The sequence below is a fragment of the Citrobacter sp. CK194 genome, assembly GCF_030333395.1.
Lineage (GTDB): Bacteria > Pseudomonadota > Gammaproteobacteria > Enterobacterales > Enterobacteriaceae > Citrobacter_B > Citrobacter_B koseri.
The window spans coordinates 343,150-366,462 of the sequence record NZ_JAOWGA010000012.1 but is presented as its reverse complement, the minus strand read 5'-3'; the positions used below and the strand labels follow the sequence as shown (position 1 = coordinate 366,462).

Sequence of the window (23,313 nt, the reverse complement as noted above, 5' to 3'; positions counted from 1 at the left end):
ACGTATTGCAAACGGAGGATTAACCGATCTGCCCATTGCCTAAATGCTTAACGCGGCGCTTCACTTCTTCCTGCTTACCGGCGTTAAACGGACGCGCATCCGGGCTGCCTAAATAACCGCATACGCGGCGGGTGACTGAAACACGCGCGGCGTCGTGGTTACCGCATTTCGGGCAGGTAAACCCTTTGCTGGTGCACTCGAACTCGCCGGTAAAGCCGCACTCGTAACACTCATCGATTGGCGTGTTGGTTCCGTAATACGGCACGTGCTGATAGCTGTAATCCCAGACGTCTTCCAGCGCTTTCAGGTTGTGCTGAATGTTCGGGTATTCGCCGTAGCAAATGAAGCCACCGCTCGCCAGCGGCGGATACGGCGCTTCGAAATCGATTTTATCGTACGGGTTCACCTTTTTCTCCACGTCGAGGTGGAAGCTGTTGGTGTAGTAGCCTTTATCGGTCACGCCCGGTACGACGCCAAACTCAGCGGTATCCAGACGGCAGAAGCGGTCGCACAGGTTCTCGCTCGGTGTGCTGTACAGGCTGAAGCCATAGCCGGTTTCGTCTTTCCACTGATCCACCGCCTGACGCAGGCGCTCGACAATGGCGATACCTTTAGCGCGCAGCGCTTCGCTGTCGTACAGATGTTTGTCGCCAAACAGCGCGTTGATGGTTTCGTGAATACCGATATAGCCCAGCGAAATTGACGCGCGGCCGTTTTTAAAAATCTCGGAAACGTCATCGTCAGCTTTCAGGCGGACACCACAGGCGCCTTCCATATAAAGGATTGGCGCAACGCGGGCTTTCACGCCTTCCAGACGGGCGATACGGGTCATCAGCGCTTTACGCGCCAGCACCAGGCGATCGTCCAGTAGCTTCCAGAACGTTGCTTCATTGCCACCGGCTTCCAGCGCGATACGCGGCAGGTTGAGGCTGATGACGCCCAGGTTGTTGCGGCCATCGTGAACCTGTTCGCCGTTCTCATTTTCCCAGACGCCGAGGAAGCTGCGACAGCCCATAGGCGTTTTGAACGAGCCGGTCACTTTCACCACCTGATCGTAGTTCAGGATGTCTGGATACATGCGTTTGCTTGCGCACTCCAGCGCCAGCTGTTTGATGTCGTAGTTCGGATCGCCAAACTTGTGGTTCAGACCGTCGCGAATCGCAAACACCAGTTTCGGGAACACAGCGGTTTTACGGTTCTTACCCAGACCTGCGATACGGTTACGCAGGATGGATTGCTGAATCAGGCGCGATTCCCAGCTGGTGCCGAGGCCAAAACCAAAGGTGACGAACGGCGTCTGCCCGTTGGCGGTGTGCAGCGTATTCACTTCGTATTCCAGAGACTGGAAAGCGTCGTAGCACTCTTTCTCGGTACGGGCGTGCGCGTAGCCGTCAGCGTCCGGGATCTGCCACTCTTCGGCGGTCTTACGGTGTTTATTGAAGCTGGCGGTAACAAACGGCGCCAGCACTTCATCAATACGGTTGATGGTGGTGCCGCCATAAATATGGCTGGCGACCTGTGCGATGATTTGCGCGGTTACGGCCGTGGCGGTGGAGATGGATTTCGGCGGCTCGATTTCCGCATTCCCCATCTTAAAGCCCTGCGTCAGCATGCCTTTCAGATCGATCAGCATACAGTTGAACATCGGGAAGAACGGAGAATAGTCGAGATCGTGATAGTGAATGTCGCCGCGCTCGTGCGCCTGCACCACATCACGCGGCAGCAGATGCTGACGGGCGTAGTGTTTCGCCACGATACCGGCCAGCAGATCGCGCTGGGTCGGGATCACTTTACTGTCTTTGTTGGCGTTTTCGTTCAGCAGCGCGGAGTTGGTTTGCTCAACCAGACCACGAATTTCCTGGTTCAGACGGCCACGTTTTTCACGTTGAATATCACGGTCATGGCGGTATTCAATGTAAGCGCGAGCGAGTTGTTTGTACGGCCCGGACATCAGCTGGTTCTCAACGGCTGTCTGGATCTCGTTGATATCAACCTGGCTGCGCTCATTCATCTGGTTACTAACGACTTCTGCGACGGTGGCGCAGTAATCTGCGTCATCGACTCCCGCTGCTTTAGCTGCACGCAGAATGGCTTCCTTGATGCGCTCTGATTTAAACGGCACTTTACAGCCATCTCGTTTCATCACATGCGGTGTCATGATCACTCCATATTTATAAGAACAGGTTATCCACAGAGGCTGAGGAAGTCTGCGTGGGTTTATTCATCTCTCTATCCAACGACTTCCCGCAATCCCGACCCACGTTATCCACAACATCACCGTTATGGCGTCGTGTTGTGTTTGTAGCAATTGTAGTCGATTAATACAACATATTGGGTCGGGTTGCATTTTAAGTTCTATATGTAGTGATTTGCATCAAAGATGTTTACGATTTTATTGATTCAGAACAAAGTAAAAATTTAAGAGTACGAATGGCGGGCGCTTGCGCTTAATGTAAATTTTTGGACTTAAAAATTGCGTAAAAATTCAACAAAATTCGGGCGTTAAGCCAGGCGTTCGTCAAACCGGCGCGAAAAGAAACGGCCGGTTTGACGCTGGAGGGGTTATTGCGCTGTTGCGTTCATCCAGTGAATACCCGCATTGATAAATGCAGCAACAGCGACGATCCCCAAAACCAGGGGGACAAGCCGGGTGTTTTTTACCGCAATAGTGGGTTCTAGCGAAACCGAAGGCACATCTGGTGAGAGCAGCGCAAGCACCTCTTCGGCAGAGGAAGCGTTGATGAGTGATTCACGCACTTTATCGTCCACCAGAGATGAGGTTAGTCGGGTTAATAATTGCATATGCGTACTACCTGCTTCTTCTGGGGGAATCGCCAGCAGAAATACCAACTGAACCTCCTCGTCACCCTCAAGACCCGGCCACATGACGGGCTGGCGAAACAGGGCGACGCTAAATGCGGCCTGGACAACCGAGCCGCATTTCCCATGTGGGACAGCCAGCGACTCTCCCAACGCCGTGGGCCCTTCGCTTTCACGGCGCAGGACGCTATCAATAAACATCGCCTTGTCGTTGATCAGGCCCTGCCTGAACAGAGCGGCGGACATCTCCCCGATCACCGCTTCAGGAGTGCGGTGCGGCGGATCGATAAAAATCAGTTCAGAATGCGTAAGCGCGGACAACTCCATGTTATGCCTCCGGTTGCGTATCAGTGAGAATCCATACCGTTTGCCAGCCGGAAAGCTCGCAAGCGCCGTTGAATGCTGCGCCCGTCAGCAGATCTGTTCCTGTGACAGGCAGTGAAAGTGATTGTGGTATTCCTGTGACGTTCACGACGCAGTACAGCGTTTCGCCTTCTGTAGGATGCTGGCGAACGACGCCAAAGAGCGCGTCAGGCAATTCAGGAACGCGCTGCGAGGCGAACGGAGAAAATGCGGGATGCTGCTGGCGTATATGCGCTAACTTCGCCAGAGACGAGTAGATTCGGGATTGTCTCGTTTCCGGCGAGAGCAACTGCTCATGGAGCGTGGCAGCGTCCAGTTTTTCCCGGTTAATGCGGCGATTTATGCCCGATTCGAGCAGCCCGGCGTTGTCATTTTCACTGCCGAAGAGGCTGTGATAATAGATCGCAGGCACGCCCCGCAGCATAAAGAGGATGGCGTGCGCGGCGGTGAATCTGGCGAGCTGGTCGTCGGGACTTTCCCCTGGCTCGCTCAATGCGCTCAGAAAGTTGATGTTAAGTTCATACGGCGACTGGCTGCCGTCAGGGTTGGTTTTCCATGAAATACGCCCCTGCTTGCGTTCTACCTCGCTTATCAGAAACTGCCGCTCTTCTGCGCAAAGGAGATTTTCCACGGGACGCAGCCCGATGCCGTCGTGGCTGGCGAGGAAATTAAAAAAGGTCGTCTTGTCGGGAAGCGCATCCTGTTCCAGACGTTGCGCCCACTGGCGTAACCAGCGTGCGTTACCGCGTAAAAAGGCATGGAGCGTCAGCGGCGGCAAGGGGAACTGATACACCATGTGAGCTTCATCGCCGTTGCCGAAGTAGCTGATATTTTCCTGATGCGGGACGTTGGTTTCCGTAATCAACAGGCAGTCAGGCCAGGTCGCATCCAGAATGGCGCGCCAGAGTTTAACGATCAGATGCGTCTGCGGCAGGTGAATACAGGTGCTGTTTCGCTCTTTCCACAAAAAACCGATCGCATCGAGCCTGATTGCGCGCGCGCCGCGCGCTGCGTATTCCAGCAGGATGTCGATACTTTCCAGTAACACGTCAGGTTCACGGAAATTCAGATCGATCTGATCGGCGCTGAATGTCGTCCAGATATGTACGGTTTCCCCCGTTTTGCGCTTGAATGGCGTAAGCAGGGGAAGGGCGCGTGGACGCGTGACAAGATGATAGTCATCGTCAGGGTCGGCGCTAATAAAGTAGTGCTGATAACGCGGTTCGCCGTGTAAATAGCCCTGGAACCAGCGGCTTTGCTGAGAGATATGGTTAATCACGAAATCAAACATCAGATTAAAATCGCCTGCCAGCGCTGCAATGTCTGACCACTGGCCTAACTCTGGCGCAATGTGGCGATAATCTTTAACGCTGAAGCCATCATCAGATGTCCACGGGAACATGGGCAGCAGGTGAATGTCGCTGATGACGCCTTTAAGCCAGCGTGTCGAAAACTGATGCAGACAGGCAAGAGCGTTTGCGTCCCCGCTATGGATACTGTCGCCGTAAGCTATCATCCACACCCGGCTCTGATCCAAAGGCGCGGCGGTTTTCTCCCGTAGCTTCCAGCGTTGACAGAGTTGCTCGATTTTCGCCGCCAGCGCGTACCGATCCGCATGGGGATAAAGCTGAGCTAACGTGTTTTTGATGAAGGTATGATGGGCGTTCTGGCTCATACTTTTTCGTTACGCTCCTGATGAGTAAAAAGAAAATCACACGTACTGCAAGGCAAAATGGTGGCGCAATCTGCGACAGGTTCTTCCAGATAATTGATCTGCGGAATATTTCTTAGCGAAGGCGGGAGCGGCACCGGGTGCTCTCCGGCATTGAAAATGCGAATTATTGTTCCGTCTACCGTATGGGCATGGGGGATTGCGGAAAGCATCAGCGGTTCGGGAAGCGTCAGCAGACTGAATGTTTCCGGCAGCGAGCGCGAAGCAAAATTGAGCGTAAAACGCTCCAGGCGGTTGTCCAGCGTGTTCAACGTCTGATTTTGCCAGGTGAATGGCTGGCGCGTCACGCGGGTTTCAAGATGCCTTAACGTCACAGGGTCGGCCCGATCGGCAAGCGCCAGCGTCAGGCTGAAATGCAGCGGTTTAAGCAGCTGCGCGTCGGGCGTGTTGACGACGGTATTATTAATGCCGGAAGCGCGTCCGGGTCGCCAGTCAAGATCGTCACGTCCCAGGACTCCCGTTGATTTAAACAACGTCAACGCTATCTGCGCCGTCCCGTTCTGGCATATCTGAAACTCTTTCATGCCCAGGCTATTGATGATGAGCGAGCGGTTGTTTTCTTCAATGGCGATAATGCCCTCGCTGGTTTCAATATCGACCGGCTTTTCCCGATAGTGCTGACGCCAGTCGGCCGGCGCATCGGCAACAGGACGCCGGATGACGGCAAAGGGCTGAGAGGCGATGGATTCCGTGGTGCGAATATCGCTGTTGATGAGTAAGCGCAGGCGGTGATCGCAGACGGTGTTTTCCAGCGAAACGTCGATAAAAAGCTGAGCGTCATGCTGGCGAAGCTCGCAGACAAGGCGTACAGGGTAGGGCTGAACATCCTGCGCCGCTCGCGCCGCCAGCGAAGGGGGCAGCATCAGCGTGGCGCTTAGCGTCATCCGTTCAATGTGCGGGCCTTTCTCGCAGGCAATAAGCGTAAATGTGTGGCAGCGCTGCGGAACATCGCCCTCCAGCGGCGAAAAGTCATAGCTATCGCCCGCATCCGCACAGTCTTCAAAGGTCAGCAGGTCGGATATTACCCGGCCATTGCGCTTATCATGAAGCGACAGCGAACCGGCATGCAGCACCAGCCGGTAATCGTTGTTTTCAATGGCACTTTCAGCGCAGTTGCGCATTGCAGGCGCGATGCGTGACGATTCCTGCACCTGAATGTGGGTATAGCCCAGCGGCGGTAACGCTGGCGCGTCAATAGCGACCTGCCAGCGGTAATAAGGCGGAAGTTCGACCTCTTTTTCGCCCTGCACAGTAACCTGAACCGTGCGCCCGCCGGAGACCTGCGTGCGTTCGAGAACGCTGAACGAAAGAGGACGCGCATGATGGCTGAGTTCAATACCGGCCGTACGGCTATATAATGTGGCTTTGATAATGCCCGACCAGGCGGTGGCGCTGGGGTTGATGACGAAAAGATCGCCCTCTTCACAACTGGCGGTCGCCAGTTCTTTTACGACCAGATTCCACAGGCTATGGCTAAGCTGTTCCGTTTGCTCAAGGCGATGGAGAATGTCGCGATTGGTGGCATCGCTGTTACACCCGCCGATGGAGTCATGCGCATGATTACGCAGAAGGTTTTTCCATATCTGATCAACCCATTGCACGTTGACCTCAATGCCCTGATAACGCGCCAGCGCAATGGTGGGTTCGAGCTTGCCTAACAGGAACTGTTCAACATCATAATTCTTCTTTTTGATGTCGTAACGTACTGAACCGATTGTTTTATGAATGCGGGTATAGCGGGGAGATTTTAATTCCCCTTGCCAGCGATCATATCCTGATGCCTGTTGTCGAAGGCGGTCAATGTACGCTTCCAGAGAGGAGATCTGAAAACGATCGCCTTCAGGGGAACATGCGCTGGCGATACGCAGTATCTCCGGCAGATGGGGATCAATATTGACCTGGTCGCCGCCGCAGGGCAGGAGCAGATCGTTCAGGCCGGAGCGTTGGCGGATGTGGTTGACGATTGGGAATATTTTGTCGTGCAGATGCGCGTCGTCTGCACGAATATTTTTTGCCGCGCCATAGCCGAAGGGCATGGCGCAAGCGATAACCTGCGCGCCGGACGGCGCTTGCCAGATGAACTGACTCTTTTCGACCTGCGTATCATGGTTGATGCCCCGCCAGAAAACGATGTTATCAAGGTTACACCCGCGAAGCAGAGTCGGGAGCTGGCTGTTATGGCCGAACGTATCGGGTAAATAGCCGACCATCATGGCATGGCCCAGTTTACGCGCGGAAAGTATCCCGTATTTCAGGTTGCGAATGATGGATTCACCATGAACATTATACGTATCCGTCTGGGTGTACCACGGGCCGATAAAAAGCCGTCTGTCGGCGACCAGCTGTTTCAGCCGCTCGCAGTATTGAGGATTGACGGCCAGGAAATCTTCCACGACAGCCGTTTGGCCGTCGAAGTGGTAACAGGTATACGCAGGGTTCTGTTCCAGGGTTCGGATCACATCCGCAAAATTCCAGGACGCGAGAATATTGCTATCCTGCAAGGTGAAATACCATTCCTGATCCCAGTGCGTATGGGCGATGACGTGAATGTTGCTCATTTCTACTTCCTGAATTATTTGGCGATCTTAGGGCTGGCGAAGAGCACGCCCAGCGCGCATACAAGAGAACCGGCAAACACGCTGATCAGATACCCTGTGACATTTGTCGCCAGCGGCCATCCCCAGATGGCAGGCAACGGCAGCGATTGCTTCACGCCGAGTGCGATAGCAATAAGCGCGCCGGACATCGCGCCGACCATAAAGACCGGAATCAGGCGTGGATTTTTCAGGATGAAAGGAATGGCGCCTTCTGAAATACCAATGAATCCCAGCAGTAAAGACGTACCGCCGACGGTTTTTTCTTCGCTGCTAAACACGTTGGGCAGGCCAAAACGGTTATTCAGCAACGCCGCCAGGCCGACGCCGATAGATGGAATGACGATCGCCAGCTCTCTGGCGGTTAAATCGAAGGTTTCGCTGACGCCGTTAAGCCCCAGCGCCACCGAACCAGCGGCTTTATTGATGGGGCCGCCGAGGTCGAAGGCCGTCCCTGCGGCGATCATCATGGCGTAAAAACCGCGCCCGGTGTCGCCAGCGGAGGTGAAAAACTCGACCATCGCCTGGTTGATTGCGCCAAAGAAGGGGTTGATCAGGTACTGCATAACGATGACGAGCGTAATGCCGGTACACAGCGGCACGATAAGCATCGTTTTAATGGTGGTAAGCTGGGCGCGAACGTTAATGGTATTGTTGAGCCACTGCACCAGATGACCGACAAAAAAGCCGATGGCGATGGCGCCGAAGAAGCCTGAAGGCATAAAACCGTCGAGATCAAAAAAGCGTTTATAGACCTCGTCGGACATAATGCCGCCGATAAGTCCGGGGATCAGCGCAGGTTTACCGGCAATAGAGAACGCGAGGTACATGGCAAAAACCGGGTACATGAACTTGATCACCATAAAGCCCAGTTTATCCAGCACCTCGAACGGCGTACCGGCAATTGGAATAAACTGCCCGGTTATTTTGGCGACCGCCATCAGTAATCCGCCGAGGACGACGACCGGGAGCATATAGCTGATCGCCGCCATAATATGGCCGATGAAGATCTGCCAGGCGGAGCGAGCCTCTTCCTGTTCTTCACACGCGGCCGTTACGGTTTTATCCATCGCCAGCGCCTGACGCAGGTAACGATCGGTGTTTTTGATCAGTTCCTGAGTACGTATTTTGAGATGAGGAACGTTATCGAATCGTTCAGCGTCCTGGATGGGAACATCGATTGCCAGAATGACGGCATCTGCGCTGGCAATATCTTGTCGGGAAAGCTTGTTTTTGACGCCATCGCTTCCTTGTGTTTCCACTTTGACGATGACGTTATTTTCTTCTCCCCACGCTGCAATTTTGTTGGCAGCCATAAAGGTATGAGCGATGCCGGTCGGGCATGCCGTTATCGCGACGACTTTTTGCCTTGTCATTGTAAAACCCCTAACAATAGAATTGCAGAAATTATAAAGAGAAATAAAAAAGGCAATAAAAGGTTTGATGGTACTAATTGCGTATCACCATACCTGTTGAATAGAGTGTGATTCGCATTCCAGTGTTATAAATACGATATTGATAGAATATATTATATTCGTAGGTTAAGGGTGGGTTTTATGAATTCCTTTCAGGGTAGTGAAAGATTAATATTTGAGTATATTCAGTGTCATGCTCATGAAATATCGGGTATTTCAGCTAAGGTGATTGCGAGCGAAACATTCACCACTACAACATCCGTTAATCGGGTGTGTAAAAAAATGGGATACCGGAGCTATACCGAGCTACGGTATCAGTTTTCTCGCGACAGGTTAATAGCCGAACCCGCAAGATATGTTGTTGGTGATGAAAAAGAAGAGACCATTACACAACTGTGCAACATACTGGTTAATTCCAGCCATATCTTCTTATATGCGCGCGGCGCGTCATTGACCAGCCTGAATTATTTGTCGCGTTTTTTGTCGCTGGCGAGCTTGCCGCACCTCATTCTCAATGATGTTCATCAGCTGACGCGTGTCTCTAAAGGTACGCTGGTGTTGATCAGCAAATCGGGTGAAACGGCGTCGTTAGTCGAAATGGCGCGAAACGCGTTACGTAAGGGATTAAAAATCATTGCGATTACAAAACGAGAATCCACGTTAGCGACGATTTCAACATTATGCTGGCCTCTGGATATTGATATTGACGCAATCTCGTTATATCAACGAGAAGGCCAGCTGGAACTGCTGACGGTAGTAGACCGCATCGGATGTTATCTGCTGCAATACGATGCGGCATAGCGCGTTAAAGCTGTTTTACGATACCAAGACGTACGGCGTAATCATTTTCATGATGACCGTCGTCATTGATATAGGTTTTATCAAGAGAGACCAGCTCGACGTACGGCGTCCAGCCATCGTCCAGTTTGTAGTTGAATGCGAGGGTATGTTCCCAGTAAGTATCGTCGCCCGTCCCCTGATCGACGCCATCCTGATAGCGGAAACGGGGGTTATAAGACATGCCAAAGTTACCAATATTGTAGGCAAACCATATATCGAACTGATGAGATTCACGACGTGTATAACCGCTGCCGTCTAACTCTCTGTCGCTGTGCGCATCGTTCACCGTGTTGTAACGATAACGGGCAGAAAGGTTAAGGCCATTATCGAAGGATTTCCAGCCCTGAATAAAAGGGCGATAATGGGTATTACTGGACGTAAATACGGTGACCATCCCCGGTGCGACCGAGTAACCGTCACCTAAATCAAAGCGCCAGCGAGTTTCTATTTCCTGGGCCGCTTCGGTCACGCCTTTATCATCGGAACTGTAGCGATCGGTATCGCCAAAAAACGTATCGTTATGGTTTTGCGCAGCTTCAACGGAGAAATAAAAACCATTGTCGGCCTGGTGCATGACTTTAATTCTGGAATCATTAGCTTCTGAATTGGTATTATGACCAAAACGCAAATCAACAGAGGTATTACCGCACCATCCCTGGCTGCTAATGAGTAAAGCTGAAAGTAAACTTAACTTAATAAGAGGTTTATTCATGATATCCTGCCGGTTATATGATAAGTGTCAGTGGCAGGTCTATTTTTGTTTTATTCTTTAGCGCGTGTAAATTTTATGATGGTACATTCTAAGTATCACTATACGCGGCATTTTTTTACGCTGTCAGAAAGACGGAGAAAATATCTGTGGGCTGAATAATCCGGGATACAGACAGGTCTGTCCGTATCCCGTTGTGATTACTTTTGCAACCACCAGACGGCCTCAAACGGGCGTAACGTCATGGCGGCTGGGCGGGTGGCAACCTCGTCGTAGTTGTGCATCAGCGCCTGCCAGTTTCCTTCGTGATGCTCTGGCAGCCAGGCCTGACAGGCGTTGCTCAGGTTGGCGACCACCAGTAGCCGCTGCCCCTGCCATTCGCGGCGATAGCACCATACATGCGGGCTGTCCGGCAGCAGATCCTGATAATTCCCCCAGGTTAAGACCGGCTCTGTTTTGCGCAAGGCAATCAGTCTTTGATAGGTGTAGAACACCGAGTCTTCATCATTTAGCGCCGCCGCCACGTTGATGTCCGCATAGTTATCGCAAAGGTTGATCCACGGCTCGCCTTGCGTAAACCCTGCATTCGCGCTGCTATCCCACTGCATGGGCGTGCGGCTGTTATCGCGGGATTTGCTGGCAAGAATAGCCAGTAAATCATTGGCTTCCCGGCCCTGGGCGCGCAGCCCGGCAAACATGTTGTGGCTTTCCACGTCACGGTAATCGGTGATGTGGGAGAAATGCGGGTTTGTCATGCCAATTTCTTCGCCCTGGTAGATATAGGGCGTACCCTGCATACCGTGCAGCACCATCGCCAGCATCTTCGCCGCCGGAACCCGCAGTTCGCCTTCGTCGCCAAAGCGCGACACGATACGCGGCTGATCGTGGTTACACCAGAACAGGGCATTCCAGGCAACGTTATGCATCCCCTGCTGCCAGTGGCGAAACAGCGCTTTTAGCAACACGTAATCCGGCTTTGCCAGCGTCCATTTCTCGCCGCCGGGATAATCGACTTTCAGATGATGGAAGTTAAAGGTCATCGACAGCTCGCTGCCATCGAGAGCGGCATACCGCTGACAGTTTTCCAGAGTGGTGGATGACATTTCGCCCACCGTCATCAGGTTACGCGGAGTAAAAACGTCACGGTTCATCTCGTGCAAGAACTCATGCGCGCGCGGCCCGTCGGTGTAAAAGCGGCGACCATCGCCGTCCAGATCGTTCGGGAAACGCTGATCTTTGGAGATGAGGTTCACGACATCCAGGCGCAGCCCGTCCACGCCGCGATCGGCCCAGAATTCACACACTTTTTTCAGCTCAGCGCGTACCGCCGGATTTTCCCAGTTCAGGTCGGCCTGTTCCGGGGCGAAAAGGTGCAGGTAATACTGTTCGCTCTGGGCATGCCAGCGCCAGGCGCTACCGCCAAATTTGGAGCGCCAGTTATTGGGCGGCGCATCCGGCGTACCGTCGCGCCAGATATAAAACTCCCGGTGCGGACTCTCTTTATTCAGCGCGTTATGGAACCAGGCATGCTGCGTGGAGGTGTGGTTAAACACCATATCCAGAATAATGCGGATGCCGCGCGCTTTGGCCTGCGCCGCCAGTTCGTCAAAATCATCCAGCGTGCCGTAGGCCGGGTCGATGGCGGTGTAGTTCGCGACGTCGTAGCCGTTATCAATCTGCGGTGAAACATAGAATGGCGTCAGCCAGATAGCATCCACCCCCAGTTTTTGCAGGTAATCAAGACGCTGCGTAACGCCGCGTAAATCGCCGGTTCCGCTGCCGGTCGTGTCCTGAAAACTTTTGGGATAGATCTGGTAAATAACGCCGTTTTGCCACCAGTGGGGAAGGGTATTCATGCTTGTAACCTACATATGCGATGGGGCGCAACTGCGCCCCGAAGAAGAATCAGACAATCTGCAACGTGCCCTGACGGTATTTACGCTGATAGATAACGGAAGTCAGCACGATTGGGATGACGACCGCGATCGCCATCGCCATGCTAAACACCTGCCAGTAGCTCGGCTGGATGGAAAGAATGCCCGGCAAGCCGCCGACGCCGATCCCGTTCGCCATGACGCCGTTCAGGCCGCATAACAACCCGGCGAGGCCAGAGCCGATCATGGCGCACAGCATCGGGAAGCGGTATTTCAGGTTGATGCCGTACATCGCCGGTTCGGTCACGCCGAGGTAGGCGGAGATGGCGGCCGGAACGGAAATTTCGCGTTCGTTGTGCTTACGGCTGGAGATAATAATGCCCACCACAGCGGAAGCCTGGGCGATATTCGACAGCGCAATCAACGGCCATACCGGCGTACCGCCCATGCTCTGAATCATCTGCATATCGATAGCCAGCGTAGTCTGATGTACGCCGGTAATGACCAACGGAGCATACAGGAAGCCGAATAGCGCCGCGCCGACAGGGGCGAAACTCCCGGTCATCAGATGGCGCACCGCAAAGGCCACGCCATCGCCAATCATGCGGCCAAACGGGCCGATAAAGGCGTGTGCGAGAAAGACCGCGAGGATCAACGAGCATACCGGCACTACCACCAGATAGAGGTAATCCGGCACGATGCGCTTCATGCGCGTTTCAATAAAGCCGAGCGCCAGACCCGCCAGCAATGCCGGGATGACCTGCGCCTGATAGCCGACTTTCGCAATGCTGAACATGCCGAAGTCCCACACTTCAGGAGCCTGCTGGCCCAGCAGATAGGCGTTCATCAACTGCGGCGACACCAGCGTTACGCCGAGTACGATACCGAGGATCGGCGTGCCGCCCATTTTCTTCACCGCAGACCAGCAGATCCCGACCGGCAGGTAGAAGAAGATCGCTTCGCCGATCAGCCACAGGAAGTCGTAGATCGTTTTCAGCGCGGGATGCATCTGCGCCAGCGTCTGGCCGTTGCTCATCGGCAGATCGCCGATCACGTTGCGAAAACCTAAGATCAGACCGCCGCTGATCAGCGCAGGCAGCAGCGGGAAGAAGATCTCAGCGAAGTGGGAGATCAACTGCTCGTGCCATTTCATATTCTGCCGCGCGGCTTTTTTAGCCTGCTCTTTGTCGGCGTGCGCCTGACCGGTGGTCGCCAGCAGCGCGTTGTAGTAGTCGCCAACGTCAGTGCCAATCACCACCTGGAACTGCCCGGCGTTGGTGAAGCAGCCTTTAACCATCGGTAATTGTTCAATTTCTTTCGGTCTGGCATTTGCTGGCTGGTTCAGCACAAAGCGCAGGCGAGTAATGCAGTGGCTCACCGTGGCGATATTGTCTCGCCCGCCGACCAGTTCAATCAGCTGGTCTATATCAGCTTGTTTTACTTTGCTCATCATAAAGCCCCGTGGCAGATGAAATGTGTCCCTGTAAGCCGGATGATAAGACGCTTTAGCGTCGCCATCCGGCAGCTCTTACGTTGTTGGCGCAAGAGTATATCTTCGGTGAATATTAAAAAATGGGAACGTTCCCGAAACGCAGCGAAGATCACAAATTACCGTTCAGAAAAGAATCAGGAGAGGGTAGACGGAATGACGATCTGGCGGGGATCGCTGCGGCCGTTGATTTGCTCGATCAGCTGTAAGGCCGCTTGTTTCCCGGCTTCAGCGTAACCGGGATCAACCGTGATAATCTCCGGGTGGAGAAATTTCATCAGCGGCGTGTTCCCGACGCTCGCCAGTTGCAGAGAATCGATACGCTGTTCCTGCAAATATTTACTGGCGCCCAGCGCCAGCGTATCGGTCGCGCAGACCAGCGCGCTGGTGTCTGGCGTAATGACATCCGCAGCGTGCTCATAGCCTTGTTTCATCGCCAGGCCAGGCAGAGCGGCGACAGGGTGCAGTTTATTTTTTTTGCAGAAACTCAGATAGGCTTCGTGACGGCGCTTACCGGTCGTGACGTCGCTGTGAGGCACGCCGAGAAAGCTGATCGCCCGATGTCCCTGGTCATACAGACGCTGCATTAAGGTATGGATAGCGCCTTCGTCGTCATAGCACACCGACGCAAAACCGCTGGCGTCCCGTGCCAGCAGCACCAGCGAGGCCTGCCAGGGCGCAAGCATCTCCTCGCAAATACCGGTAAAACCGAACAGCACCACGCCGTCAATATTACGCCGTCTGAGCATCCCCAGGTGTTCTTCTACCAGTTCTGGCGAGAACTGACTCTCCATCATGATGGGATCGTAACCCTGCTCGTAAAATGCGGGCAGCATGGTCTGGACGGCGAGGTTTTCTGACAGGGAATCCAGACGGGTAACGATAATGGCGACCACTTTATCACTTTGCCCGCGCATGGCGCGTGCGGAACGGGAAGGGGAAAAACCATGTTGATTCATTACGGCTTCCACACGTTCACGAGTCCGTTCACTTACCCCGCTTTCGTTGTTGAGCACGCGGGAAACGGTGGATTTCCCTACGCCGCTTAAGCGGGCAATGTCTTTAATGGTCAGCCGATTCTGCATCCTGTTTTCCCGTGGTGCGCATCAAGTTGTGTCAAAAAGAGTAACTTTACTCAAGCCAGGGGCAATGGGTAAAGTCTGGTTTATACGCTTCATCCTTCAAGCTAAATGTTTTTGTGTATACGTTTGGTTTAATTACACGGCGGTATCATACCGCCATAATTGCCACAAACCTTATGGTTTTCTGCGTATAATGCGCGGCGCCAATCATTCACTTACCGGAGGCTGCATGGATCCCGAACCCACCCCTCTCCCGCGATGGAGAAATAGCCCTTTCCGGTAAGCCTGTTTTTCACTGTCTTACCGGATACGTAAGGCAGTGACGTTCCCGACGTCCCTGTTATCGCTTTAAATTATCGTCAGGTAAGGCTTTGCCGCGCCTGAGAGATGTTTCTGCGCCGCTTTTTCGGCGCGGAGGGACTGCTTATGCTGAAAAATATCACCCGCGAGCTGTTTGCCCGCCTTAACCGTCATTTACCTCATCGTCTGGTGCATCGCGACCCCCTGCCCAGTGCGCAGAGCGTTGCGAATACTCCGATTCCCCCGTCATTGAGCGATCGCTGCCTGAAAATGGCGGTGATGGAAGAGGCGGCGCTCTGGCGCGCATTCGATGCGCATCCTGAGGGGCTGAATGTCGCAGAGGTGGAGGATGCGCGCGAGAAATACGGTGAAAATCAGCTGCCCACACAGAAGCCGACTCCGTGGTGGAGACACCTGTGGGTCTGCTATCGCAACCCTTTCAATATCTTGCTGACCATTCTCGGCGTCATCTCCTATGCCACGGAAGATCTGTTTGCCGCAGGCGTTATTGCGCTGATGGTCGGGATTTCGACGCTGCTGAATTTTGTGCAGGAAGCACGTTCGACCAAAGCGGCAGATGCGTTGAAGGCGATGGTCAGCAATACCGCTACGGTGCTGCGCGTTATCAATGAGAAAGGCGAGAACAGCTGGGTTGAGCTGCCCATCGACCAACTGGTGCCGGGCGATATTATCAAACTGGCGGCGGGCGATATGATCCCGGCGGATTTACGCGTTATTCAGGCGCGCGATCTGTTTGTCGCGCAGGCTTCGCTCACGGGCGAATCTCTGCCGGTAGAAAAAGTGGCGACAACCCGCGACCCTAAGCAAAGCAATCCGCTGGAATGCGACACGCTGTGCTTTATGGGCACCAACGTGGTGAGCGGAACGGCGCAGGCGATCGTCATCGCGACGGGCGGCGAGACCTGGTTTGGTCAACTGGCGGGCCGCGTGAGCGAGCAGGAAAGCGAGCAAAACGCGTTTCAGAAAGGCATCAGCCGCGTCAGTATGCTGTTGATCCGCTTTATGCTGGTCATGGCACCTATCGTGTTGATCATTAACGGCTATACCAAAGGCGACTGGTGGGAAGCGGCGCTGTTTGCGCTCTCGGTCGCGGTAGGGCTGACGCCGGAAATGCTGCCGATGATTGTCACCTCCACGCTGGCGCGCGGGGCGGTGAAACTGTCGAAGCAAAAAGTCATTGTTAAGCACCTGGACGCCATTCAGAACTTCGGCGCGATGGATATTCTCTGCACCGACAAAACCGGTACGCTGACTCAGGATAAAATTGTGCTGGAGAACCATACGGATGTCTCCGGCAAGCCCAGCGAACGCGTGCTGCATTCCGCCTGGCTGAACAGCCACTACCAGACCGGGTTGAAAAATCTGCTGGATACCGCAGTGCTGGAAGGCGTGGATGAAGAGTCTGCGCGTCAGCTCTCCGGGCGCTGGCAGAAAATTGATGAGATCCCGTTTGATTTTGAGCGTCGCCGGATGTCCGTAGTGGTGGCGGAAGAAGCCGATGTGCATCAACTGGTGTGCAAAGGCGCGTTGCAGGAGATCCTCAGCGTCTGCACCCAGGTGCGCCACAATGGCGACATTGTGCCGATGGATGACAACATGCTGCGCCGGGTGAAGCGCGTAACGGATACGCTGAACCGCCAGGGGCTGCGCGTGGTGGCCGTTGCCACGAAGTATCTGCCTGCGCGGGAAGGGGATTATCAACGCATTGATGAGTCTGACCTGATCCTCGAAGGCTACATTGCGTTTCTCGATCCGCCGAAAGAGACGACCGCTCCGGCGCTGAAGGCGCTGAAAGAGAGCGGCATCACCGTGAAGATCCTCACTGGCGACAGCGAACTGGTGGCGGCGAAAGTATGCCATGAAGTCGGGCTTGATGCGGGCGATGTGGTGACTGGCAGTGATATCGAAGGGCTGAGCGATGATGAACTGGCGGAACTTGCCGCGCGCACCACGCTGTTTGCACGCCTGACGCCGATGCACAAAGAGCGCATCGTCACGCTGCTGAAACGCGAAGGGCATGTGGTTGGCTTTATGGGCGATGGCATCAATGATGCTCCGGCATTGCGTGCGGCGGATATCGGCATTTCCGTTGATGGCGCCGTGGATATTGCCCGCGAAGCTGCGGATATCATCCTGTTGGAAAAGAGCCTGATGGTGCTGGAAGAGGGCGTTATCGAAGGGCGTCGCACGTTCTCCAACATGCTGAAATACATCAAAATGACCGCGAGTTCTAACTTTGGTAACGTCTTTAGCGTGCTGGTGGCGAGCGCATTCTTGCCCTTCCTGCCAATGCTGCCGCTGCACTTACTGATTCAGAACCTGCTGTACGATGTATCCCAGGTGGCGATCCCGTTTGATAACGTGGATGACGAGCAGATCCAGAAGCCACAACGCTGGAATCCCGCCGATCTGGGGCGTTTTATGATCTTCTTCGGGCCAATCAGTTCAATTTTCGACATCCTGACCTTCTGCCTGATGTGGTGGGTATTCCATGCGAATGTGCCGGAAGCGCAAACCCTGTTCCAGTCGGGTTGGTTTGTCGTCGGGCTGTTATCGCAAACATTGATTGTGCATATGATTCGCACGCGCCGCGTACCGTTTATTCAGAGCCGCGCCGCATGGCCGCTGATGCTGATGACGCTGGTGGTGATGGTGGTGGGTATCGCGCTGCCGTTCTCGCCGTTGGCGGGCTATCTGCAATTACAGGCGCTGCCGCTGAGCTACTTCCCGTGGCTGATCGCTATTCTCGCGGGTTATATGACATTGACACAATTAGTGAAAGGTTTTTATAGCCGTCGTTACGGCTGGCAATAATCCAGAATAATGGCTGCTGCGGCAGCCATTACGCTTTTCTGTACTCCGTAAATATATCCTCACGAAAGTTCCTGTTTTATTTTTTTTGAAATACTAAAGAGTGTGACGGATCACAATTTTACTCCTCTTTCAGACATCTTTTTATCAGGAAAAAGACCTTCATTGCAAAAATGAAACAGCGTGCTAAAAATATTTCCATTCAGTCATATTTTATGAACATAATTATCGTAATACTTTCTTACATGCGTTGGCCTGCGCAGGCTACGCTGTAAAAGGTCATATATAACTGTAAGTTAAGCCCGGCACTCTTTTATCCTGTCAGTTAGCGCTATTCATGGCATTTTTTAAACTGCCAGCGAACCCTATAAAGATCGCCAGGATTTGATTAAACGGATTCAGGATATGAAGTAATACCTCTGGCGGGGTAAGGACTTTATCCGCCTGAACCTAAAGATTAATTCAAGGGGACGACCATGGGTGAATTTTATTCGTCGGTAATGGATTTGTTTTACCGAATCTCAATGTGGGTTGCCGGATTGGCGCTGTTGATTATGGTGGCCGTTATTCCCGTTGGGATATTTGCGCGCTATGTGATGAACAGCGCGCTGTCATGGCCGGAACCGGTCGCCATTCTTTGCATGGTGACATTCACCTTTGTTGGCGCAGCGGTGAGCTATCGCGCGGGTTCCCATATCGCTGTCAGCATGGTGACCGACCGCCTGAGCGAGGGCGCGCAGCGAATCTGTTTCATTGTGGCGGATCTGATGCTGATGGCCGTTAGCCTGTTTATCCTCTGGTACGGCTCCCTGCTGTGCTACGACCTGTGGGAACAGCCGGTGGCGGAATTTCCTCTGTTATCAGCGGGTGAGAACTACCTGCCGTTGCCTGTCGGCTCGGCCATCACGCTGCTTTTCATTATCGAGAAAATTTTCCGTGGTTCGCAGTATCAACGTCCTGTCGTCATGCTGGGCTCAACCCATTAATGCGCGACCCCATTTCATAAAGGAAAGCAGATGGATGCATTTATTCTCGTCTTTACGCTCGGCATTATGCTGGCGATTGGGGTGCCGGTAGCATACGCGGTGGGCATTAGCGCGATCGTTGGCGCCTGGTATATCGACATTCCCCTGGAAGCGGTCATGATCCAGCTCACCAGCGGCGTGAACAAATTTTCGCTGCTGGCGATCCCATTTTTTATTCTGGCGGGGGCGATTATGGCGGAGGGCGGTATTGCGCGTCGCCTGGTGAACTTCGCCTACATCTTTGTCGGCTTTATACGCGGCGGGCTGTCGCTGGTGAACATTGTGGCGTCTACCTTTTTTGGCGCGATTTCCGGCTCGTCCGTCGCGGATACGGCGTCTATCGGCTCGGTGATGATCCCGGAGATGGATAAAAAAGGCTATCCGCGTGACTTCGCGGCGGCGGTCACCGCCAGCGGCTCCGTACAGGCGATCCTGACGCCGCCCAGCCACAACTCGGTGATTTATTCGCTGGCGACGGGCGGTACGGTGTCGATTGCCGCGCTGTTTATCGCCGGCATTCTGCCGGGGCTGCTGTTAAGTTTTACCCTGATGGTGATGTGCGTCGGTTTTGCCCATAAGCGCGGTTATCCGAAAGGCGAGCGGGTGCCGTTTCGCCAGGCGTTGAAGATTTTTGTCGATACGCTGTGGGGGCTGATGACGGTTGTCATCATCATGGGCGGGATCCTCTCTGGCATCTTCACCGCGACGGAATCGGCGGCGATCGCCTGTCTGTGGGCCTTCTTCGTCACTATGTTTATCTACCGCGACTACAAATGGTCTGAACTGCCGAAGCTGATGTACCGCACGGTAAAAACGGTCACCATTGTGATGATCCTGATCGGGTTCGCCGCCGCATTTGGCGCCATCATGACCTACATGCAGCTGCCGATGCGCATTACCGAGGCGTTCACCAGTATTTCAGATAACAAATACGTCATCCTGATGTGCATTAACATTATGCTGCTGCTGATCGGGACACTGATGGACATGGCGCCGCTGATCCTGATCTTGACGCCTGTTCTGCTGCCGGTCACTACGGCATTGGGTATTGATCCGGTGCATTTCGGCATGATCATGCTGGTGAATCTTGGGATCGGCCTGATTACGCCGCCGGTGGGATCGGTGCTGTTTGTTGCCAGTGCGGTGAGTAAGCAGAAAATAGAGCAGGTGGTGAAGGCGATGCTGCCGTTCTACGCGGTACTCTTCCTGGTGTTGATGTTAGTGACCTATATTCCGGCGATCTCGCTGTTCCTGCCGAAACTGTTTGGGGTGATGTGATAAATGCCCGGTGGCGCTGGCGCTTACCGGGCCTACAAATGGCACTGCCGTAGGCCGGATAAGGCGAAGCCGCCATCCGGCGCAATGCCCGGTGGCGCTGGCGCTTACCGGGCCTACAAACGGCACTTCCCGTAGGCCGGATAAGGCAAAGCCGCCATCTGGCGCAATGCCCGGTGGCGCTGGCGCTTACCGGGCCTACAAACGACACTGCCGTAGGCCGGATAAGGCGGAGCCGCCATCCGGCGCAGACATATTTTTAAGGAGACTTAGCGGCGAACAGCGATCGCTTCGATCTCGATTTTTACGTCTTTCGGCAGACGCGCAACTTCAACGCATGAACGTGCCGGGAAGGTCGCATTATGCTCGGTGAAGAATGCTTCATAGGTCGCATTCACGGTCGCGAAGTCGTTCAGGTCTTTAACGAACACGGTTGTTTTCACGATGTCGCCCACTTTCAGGCCTGCGGCTTCGACGATAGCTTTTACGTTTTCCAGCGACTGGCGCGCCTGAGCGGACACGTCATCCGGTACGCCGCCGGTTTTTGGATCAACCGGGATCTGACCGGAAGTGATGATCATGCTGCCCAGGTCAACGCCCTGAACGTATGGGCCGATAGCTGCGGGTGCATTTTCCGTCGCGATAGTTTTGCTCATGATTTCTCCTGAATTACAGCGGTAAATTAGGTACAGGCCATTATAGGGAGCCGGATACCCATTACCAACCTCAATTAGTTGGCCAGCACCACATAATGCGAAAACTCTTTTTCGCAGTATTTACATTTGAGCGCAATGTCATCTGTGCGTTTTTTCACTGCAAAACTGGATGAAACCGGCTCAGCATGACTGATGCAGTTGCTGTTCGGGCAGACCAGCACGTTGTCGATGCGATCCGGCAGGCTCGGGCGCGATTTGCCCACCACATCATAGTTATCGATGCGGTTTACCGTTGCCTGCGGCGCGTACAGGGAGAGCTGGTTAACCTGTTCTTCGGTCAGGAAGGTGTTCTCGATTTTAATCAGGTCTTTACGCCCCATCTCGCCGGACGGCAGGTTAAGGCCGATGGTGATGCGCTGATCGGTCTCGGTCAGTTTGAACAGCGTCAGTAACTTAAAGCCAACCTGCGCGGGAATGTGGTCGATTACGGTGCCACGTTTGATCGCTTCAACCTGTAGTTTATTGTCGTGTGTCATCTCTTTTCCCCTTACAGTGCCAGATCGCTATTCAGAACCAGTGCCAGTAACGCCTGGCGAGCGAAAATACCGTTTCCTGCCTGCTGGAAGTACCAGGCGTGCGGCGTTTTATCTACGTCGGTGGTGATCTCATCAATACGCGGCAGCGGATGCAGAACCTTCATGTTTTCACGCGCGCCGTTCAGGTCGCTGGCGCGCAGGACAAACTGCGCTTTGACGTTGGCGTATTCGGACGGGTCCAGACGCTCTTTCTGCACGCGGGTCATATACAGAATATCCACTTCCGCCATCACCTCTTCGATGGCGCTGTGCAGACTCCAGGCAATGCCTTTCTCATCCAGCATATCCAGAATGTATTGCGGCATCGCCAGCGCGTCCGGCGCGATAAAGTAGAAGCGGTTGCCGTCAAACTTCGCCAGCGCCTGCGTCAGTGAGTGTACGGTTCGGCCATATTTCAGGTCGCCGACCATAGCGATGTTCAGATTGTCCAGGCGGCCCTGGGTTTCCTGAATGGTAAACAGATCCAGCAGCGTCTGGGTCGGATGCTGGTTTGCGCCGTCGCCGGCGTTCAGTACCGGCACGTTGCCGGAGAACTCGGTCGCCAGACGCGCAGCGCCTTCCTGTGGGTGACGCATCACAATCGCGTCCACATAAGTGCTGATAACGGAGATGGTATCCGCCAGCGTCTCGCCTTTTTTGCCCAGCGACGTGTTAGCGCTGTCGGAGAAGCCCACCACGCTGGCGCCGAGGCGGTGCATCGAGGTTTCAAACGACAGGCGGGTGCGTGTGGATGCCTCGAAGAAGCAGCTGGCGATCACTTTATGCTTCAGTAGCTCCGGCTGTGGATTGGCTTTTAATTTCGCCGCCGTCGCCAGGACCAGATTGAGGTCATCGCGGCTGAGGTCGTTTATGGAAATGATGTGTTTTTGGTATAGCGGGTTAGCCATGTTTATCTCCTGACGCCTGGGCAAAAAAAAAGCCCCTCAATGAGGGGCCTGGAATAGGTGAGCAACGGGAAGAAAAACGGCAGTCCAGCGTCTGTTTTCAGACGCGGTAAGACAGAATGTCGTACACACTGAACCATACTTCCTCCCGGCAAATTGTCCGCGATTATACTCAGCTATGTTATGGGATCAAGCGATTAATGCACATTTTATTCATCGCAAACGGTTCTCATGAATAAGAATTCATTTTTAATAAATAATTAATTTGCTTGTGAACAAGCCCGGTGCGCTGTACGACCCGTGGCGCGACCCAGACGATACTGCTGCCCGCGATCACACCTAAAATTTCCGGCAGGGCGTGATAATCCAGGATTCTGGCAACGGCGCGGCCATAACCGGCCACCGTGTGGATAAGGATAAATTCGCTATTGTGTTCCACGCTGACCACCATCTCGGATATCGATCGCGCAGCGTCAGGAGCGGGGCGCAATTGCGGATTTACGGAATAAATTTTTTGTCCCTTTGTATTTCTTATTTTTATGACGCCGAGCAGTTTCAACAGACGTGAAACGGTCGACTGGCTGATGCCTTCGAAGCCGTGGTTTTGCAGATCGCGACGTATTTCCTCCTGGGATAAGTAACTTTTTTCTGTAATCAGGCGCTGACATACCGCCAGTTGCTGCTGTTCTTTGGCGGAGCAATCATTGTATTCCTTCATATATGCACCTTGCTTTGTCATTGATATCAATGGACTAGCGAAATTCATCCTGTTTGTCACATTGATAACGAATCAACCGGTCGGTTTTGCAGGAAAGTGAGAAGCCAGT

The 23,313-nt window shown here is 53.7% G+C and carries 20 protein-coding genes; 6 read left to right on the top strand and 14 right to left on the bottom strand.

The window, feature by feature from the left end; translation table 11 throughout:
- Nucleotides 1-19: 19 nt before the first annotated feature.
- The 5 genes from nrdD to OGX80_RS02385 all read right to left on the bottom strand — a co-directional run bounded on the left by nrdD (nt 20) and on the right by OGX80_RS02385 (nt 8,885).
- Nucleotides 20-2,158, bottom strand: coding sequence for an anaerobic ribonucleoside-triphosphate reductase (nrdD, locus tag OGX80_RS02405; RefSeq protein ID WP_047459384.1), 2,139 nt, complete (start codon nt 2,156-2,158; stop codon nt 20-22).
- 404 nt (nt 2,159-2,562) lie between these two features.
- Entirely contained in the window at nt 2,563-3,147 is a 585-nt protein-coding gene (locus OGX80_RS02400; protein WP_115182059.1) for a fructose PTS transporter subunit IIA, read from the bottom strand.
- A gap of 1 nt (nt 3,148) precedes the next feature.
- Nucleotides 3,149-4,858 carry a sugar phosphorylase gene (locus tag OGX80_RS02395; RefSeq protein ID WP_115182058.1) on the bottom strand — a complete coding sequence of 570 codons (1,710 nt, stop codon included), beginning with the start codon at nt 4,856-4,858 and terminating at the stop codon, nt 3,149-3,151.
- Nucleotides 4,855-7,473, bottom strand: coding sequence for a glycoside hydrolase family 38 N-terminal domain-containing protein (locus OGX80_RS02390; protein ID WP_115182057.1), 2,619 nt, complete (start codon nt 7,471-7,473; stop codon nt 4,855-4,857). Before OGX80_RS02390 ends, OGX80_RS02395 begins: the two co-directional genes overlap by 4 nt.
- Nucleotides 7,474-7,487: 14 nt before the next feature.
- Nucleotides 7,488-8,885, bottom strand: a complete 1,398-nt coding sequence (locus OGX80_RS02385) for a PTS fructose transporter subunit IIC (protein WP_115182056.1) — start codon at nt 8,883-8,885, stop codon at nt 7,488-7,490.
- Between the two features lie 180 nt (nt 8,886-9,065).
- On the opposite strand from OGX80_RS02385, the gene OGX80_RS02380 reads away from it, so the two are divergent.
- Entirely contained in the window at nt 9,066-9,725 is a 660-nt protein-coding gene (locus OGX80_RS02380) for a MurR/RpiR family transcriptional regulator (RefSeq protein WP_104867846.1), read from the top strand.
- A 4-nt stretch (nt 9,726-9,729) separates the two neighbouring features.
- Here OGX80_RS02380 and OGX80_RS02375 read toward each other — a convergent pair whose 3' ends face one another.
- The 4 genes from OGX80_RS02375 to treR all read right to left on the bottom strand — a co-directional run bounded on the left by OGX80_RS02375 (nt 9,730) and on the right by treR (nt 14,921).
- Nucleotides 9,730-10,476: an oligogalacturonate-specific porin KdgM family protein gene (locus tag OGX80_RS02375; RefSeq protein WP_047459367.1), complete on the bottom strand. Its 747-nt coding sequence runs from the start codon at nt 10,474-10,476 to the stop codon at nt 9,730-9,732.
- A gap of 197 nt (nt 10,477-10,673) precedes the next feature.
- Nucleotides 10,674-12,329: an alpha,alpha-phosphotrehalase gene (treC, locus tag OGX80_RS02370; RefSeq protein ID WP_115182055.1), complete on the bottom strand. Its 1,656-nt coding sequence runs from the start codon at nt 12,327-12,329 to the stop codon at nt 10,674-10,676.
- Nucleotides 12,330-12,378: 49 nt separating this feature from the next.
- Nucleotides 12,379-13,797: a PTS trehalose transporter subunit IIBC gene (treB, locus tag OGX80_RS02365; protein ID WP_024130770.1), complete on the bottom strand. Its 1,419-nt coding sequence runs from the start codon at nt 13,795-13,797 to the stop codon at nt 12,379-12,381.
- Between the two features lie 176 nt (nt 13,798-13,973).
- Entirely contained in the window at nt 13,974-14,921 is a 948-nt protein-coding gene (treR, locus tag OGX80_RS02360; protein WP_012134348.1) for a trehalose operon repressor TreR, read from the bottom strand.
- Between treR and mgtL the strand changes: the two genes are divergently transcribed.
- From mgtL to OGX80_RS02345, 4 genes are all read left to right on the top strand, one after another.
- Nucleotides 14,893-15,201 (top strand): mgtA regulatory leader peptide MgtL, encoded by a 309-nt coding sequence (gene mgtL, locus OGX80_RS22355; protein WP_071818874.1) that lies wholly within the window; start codon nt 14,893-14,895, stop codon nt 15,199-15,201. The two genes, treR and mgtL, sit on opposite strands and share 29 nt — an antisense overlap.
- 143 nt (nt 15,202-15,344) lie before the next feature.
- Nucleotides 15,345-18,053 carry a magnesium-translocating P-type ATPase gene (gene mgtA, locus OGX80_RS02355; RefSeq protein WP_047463800.1) on the top strand — a complete coding sequence of 903 codons (2,709 nt, stop codon included), beginning with the start codon at nt 15,345-15,347 and terminating at the stop codon, nt 18,051-18,053.
- 473 nt (nt 18,054-18,526) lie between these two features.
- On the top strand, nt 18,527-19,036 hold the full coding sequence (locus tag OGX80_RS02350; RefSeq protein WP_012134344.1) for a TRAP transporter small permease: 510 nt from the start codon (nt 18,527-18,529) through the stop codon (nt 19,034-19,036).
- Nucleotides 19,037-19,066: 30 nt separating this feature from the next.
- The gene (locus tag OGX80_RS02345; protein ID WP_012134343.1) at nt 19,067-20,353 is read left to right on the top strand and encodes a TRAP transporter large permease; all 1,287 of its coding nucleotides are present in this window, start codon (nt 19,067-19,069) and stop codon (nt 20,351-20,353) included.
- 266 nt (nt 20,354-20,619) lie between these two features.
- Here OGX80_RS02345 and ridA read toward each other — a convergent pair whose 3' ends face one another.
- From ridA to pyrL, 4 genes are all read right to left on the bottom strand, one after another.
- A complete protein-coding gene (gene ridA, locus OGX80_RS02340; RefSeq protein WP_286471087.1) occupies nt 20,620-21,006 on the bottom strand; it encodes a 2-iminobutanoate/2-iminopropanoate deaminase in 387 nt (128 codons plus the stop codon).
- A 74-nt stretch (nt 21,007-21,080) separates the two neighbouring features.
- Entirely contained in the window at nt 21,081-21,542 is a 462-nt protein-coding gene (pyrI, locus tag OGX80_RS02335; RefSeq protein ID WP_012134341.1) for an aspartate carbamoyltransferase regulatory subunit, read from the bottom strand.
- A gap of 11 nt (nt 21,543-21,553) precedes the next feature.
- Complete coding sequence (gene pyrB, locus OGX80_RS02330) at nt 21,554-22,489, bottom strand: aspartate carbamoyltransferase (RefSeq protein WP_012134340.1); 936 nt, start codon at nt 22,487-22,489, stop codon at nt 21,554-21,556.
- A 2-nt stretch (nt 22,490-22,491) separates the two neighbouring features.
- Nucleotides 22,492-22,626, bottom strand: coding sequence for a pyr operon leader peptide (pyrL, locus tag OGX80_RS02325; protein WP_024130768.1), 135 nt, complete (start codon nt 22,624-22,626; stop codon nt 22,492-22,494).
- Between pyrL and OGX80_RS02320 the strand changes: the two genes are divergently transcribed.
- Nucleotides 22,606-22,725, top strand: a complete 120-nt coding sequence (locus OGX80_RS02320) for a hypothetical protein (RefSeq protein WP_077956855.1) — start codon at nt 22,606-22,608, stop codon at nt 22,723-22,725. The two genes, pyrL and OGX80_RS02320, sit on opposite strands and share 21 nt — an antisense overlap.
- Here the strand turns inward: OGX80_RS02320 and OGX80_RS02315 are convergent.
- Nucleotides 22,716-23,204: an arginine repressor gene (locus OGX80_RS02315; protein WP_024130767.1), complete on the bottom strand. Its 489-nt coding sequence runs from the start codon at nt 23,202-23,204 to the stop codon at nt 22,716-22,718. The two genes, OGX80_RS02320 and OGX80_RS02315, sit on opposite strands and share 10 nt — an antisense overlap.
- Nucleotides 23,205-23,313: the final 109 nt, after the last annotated feature.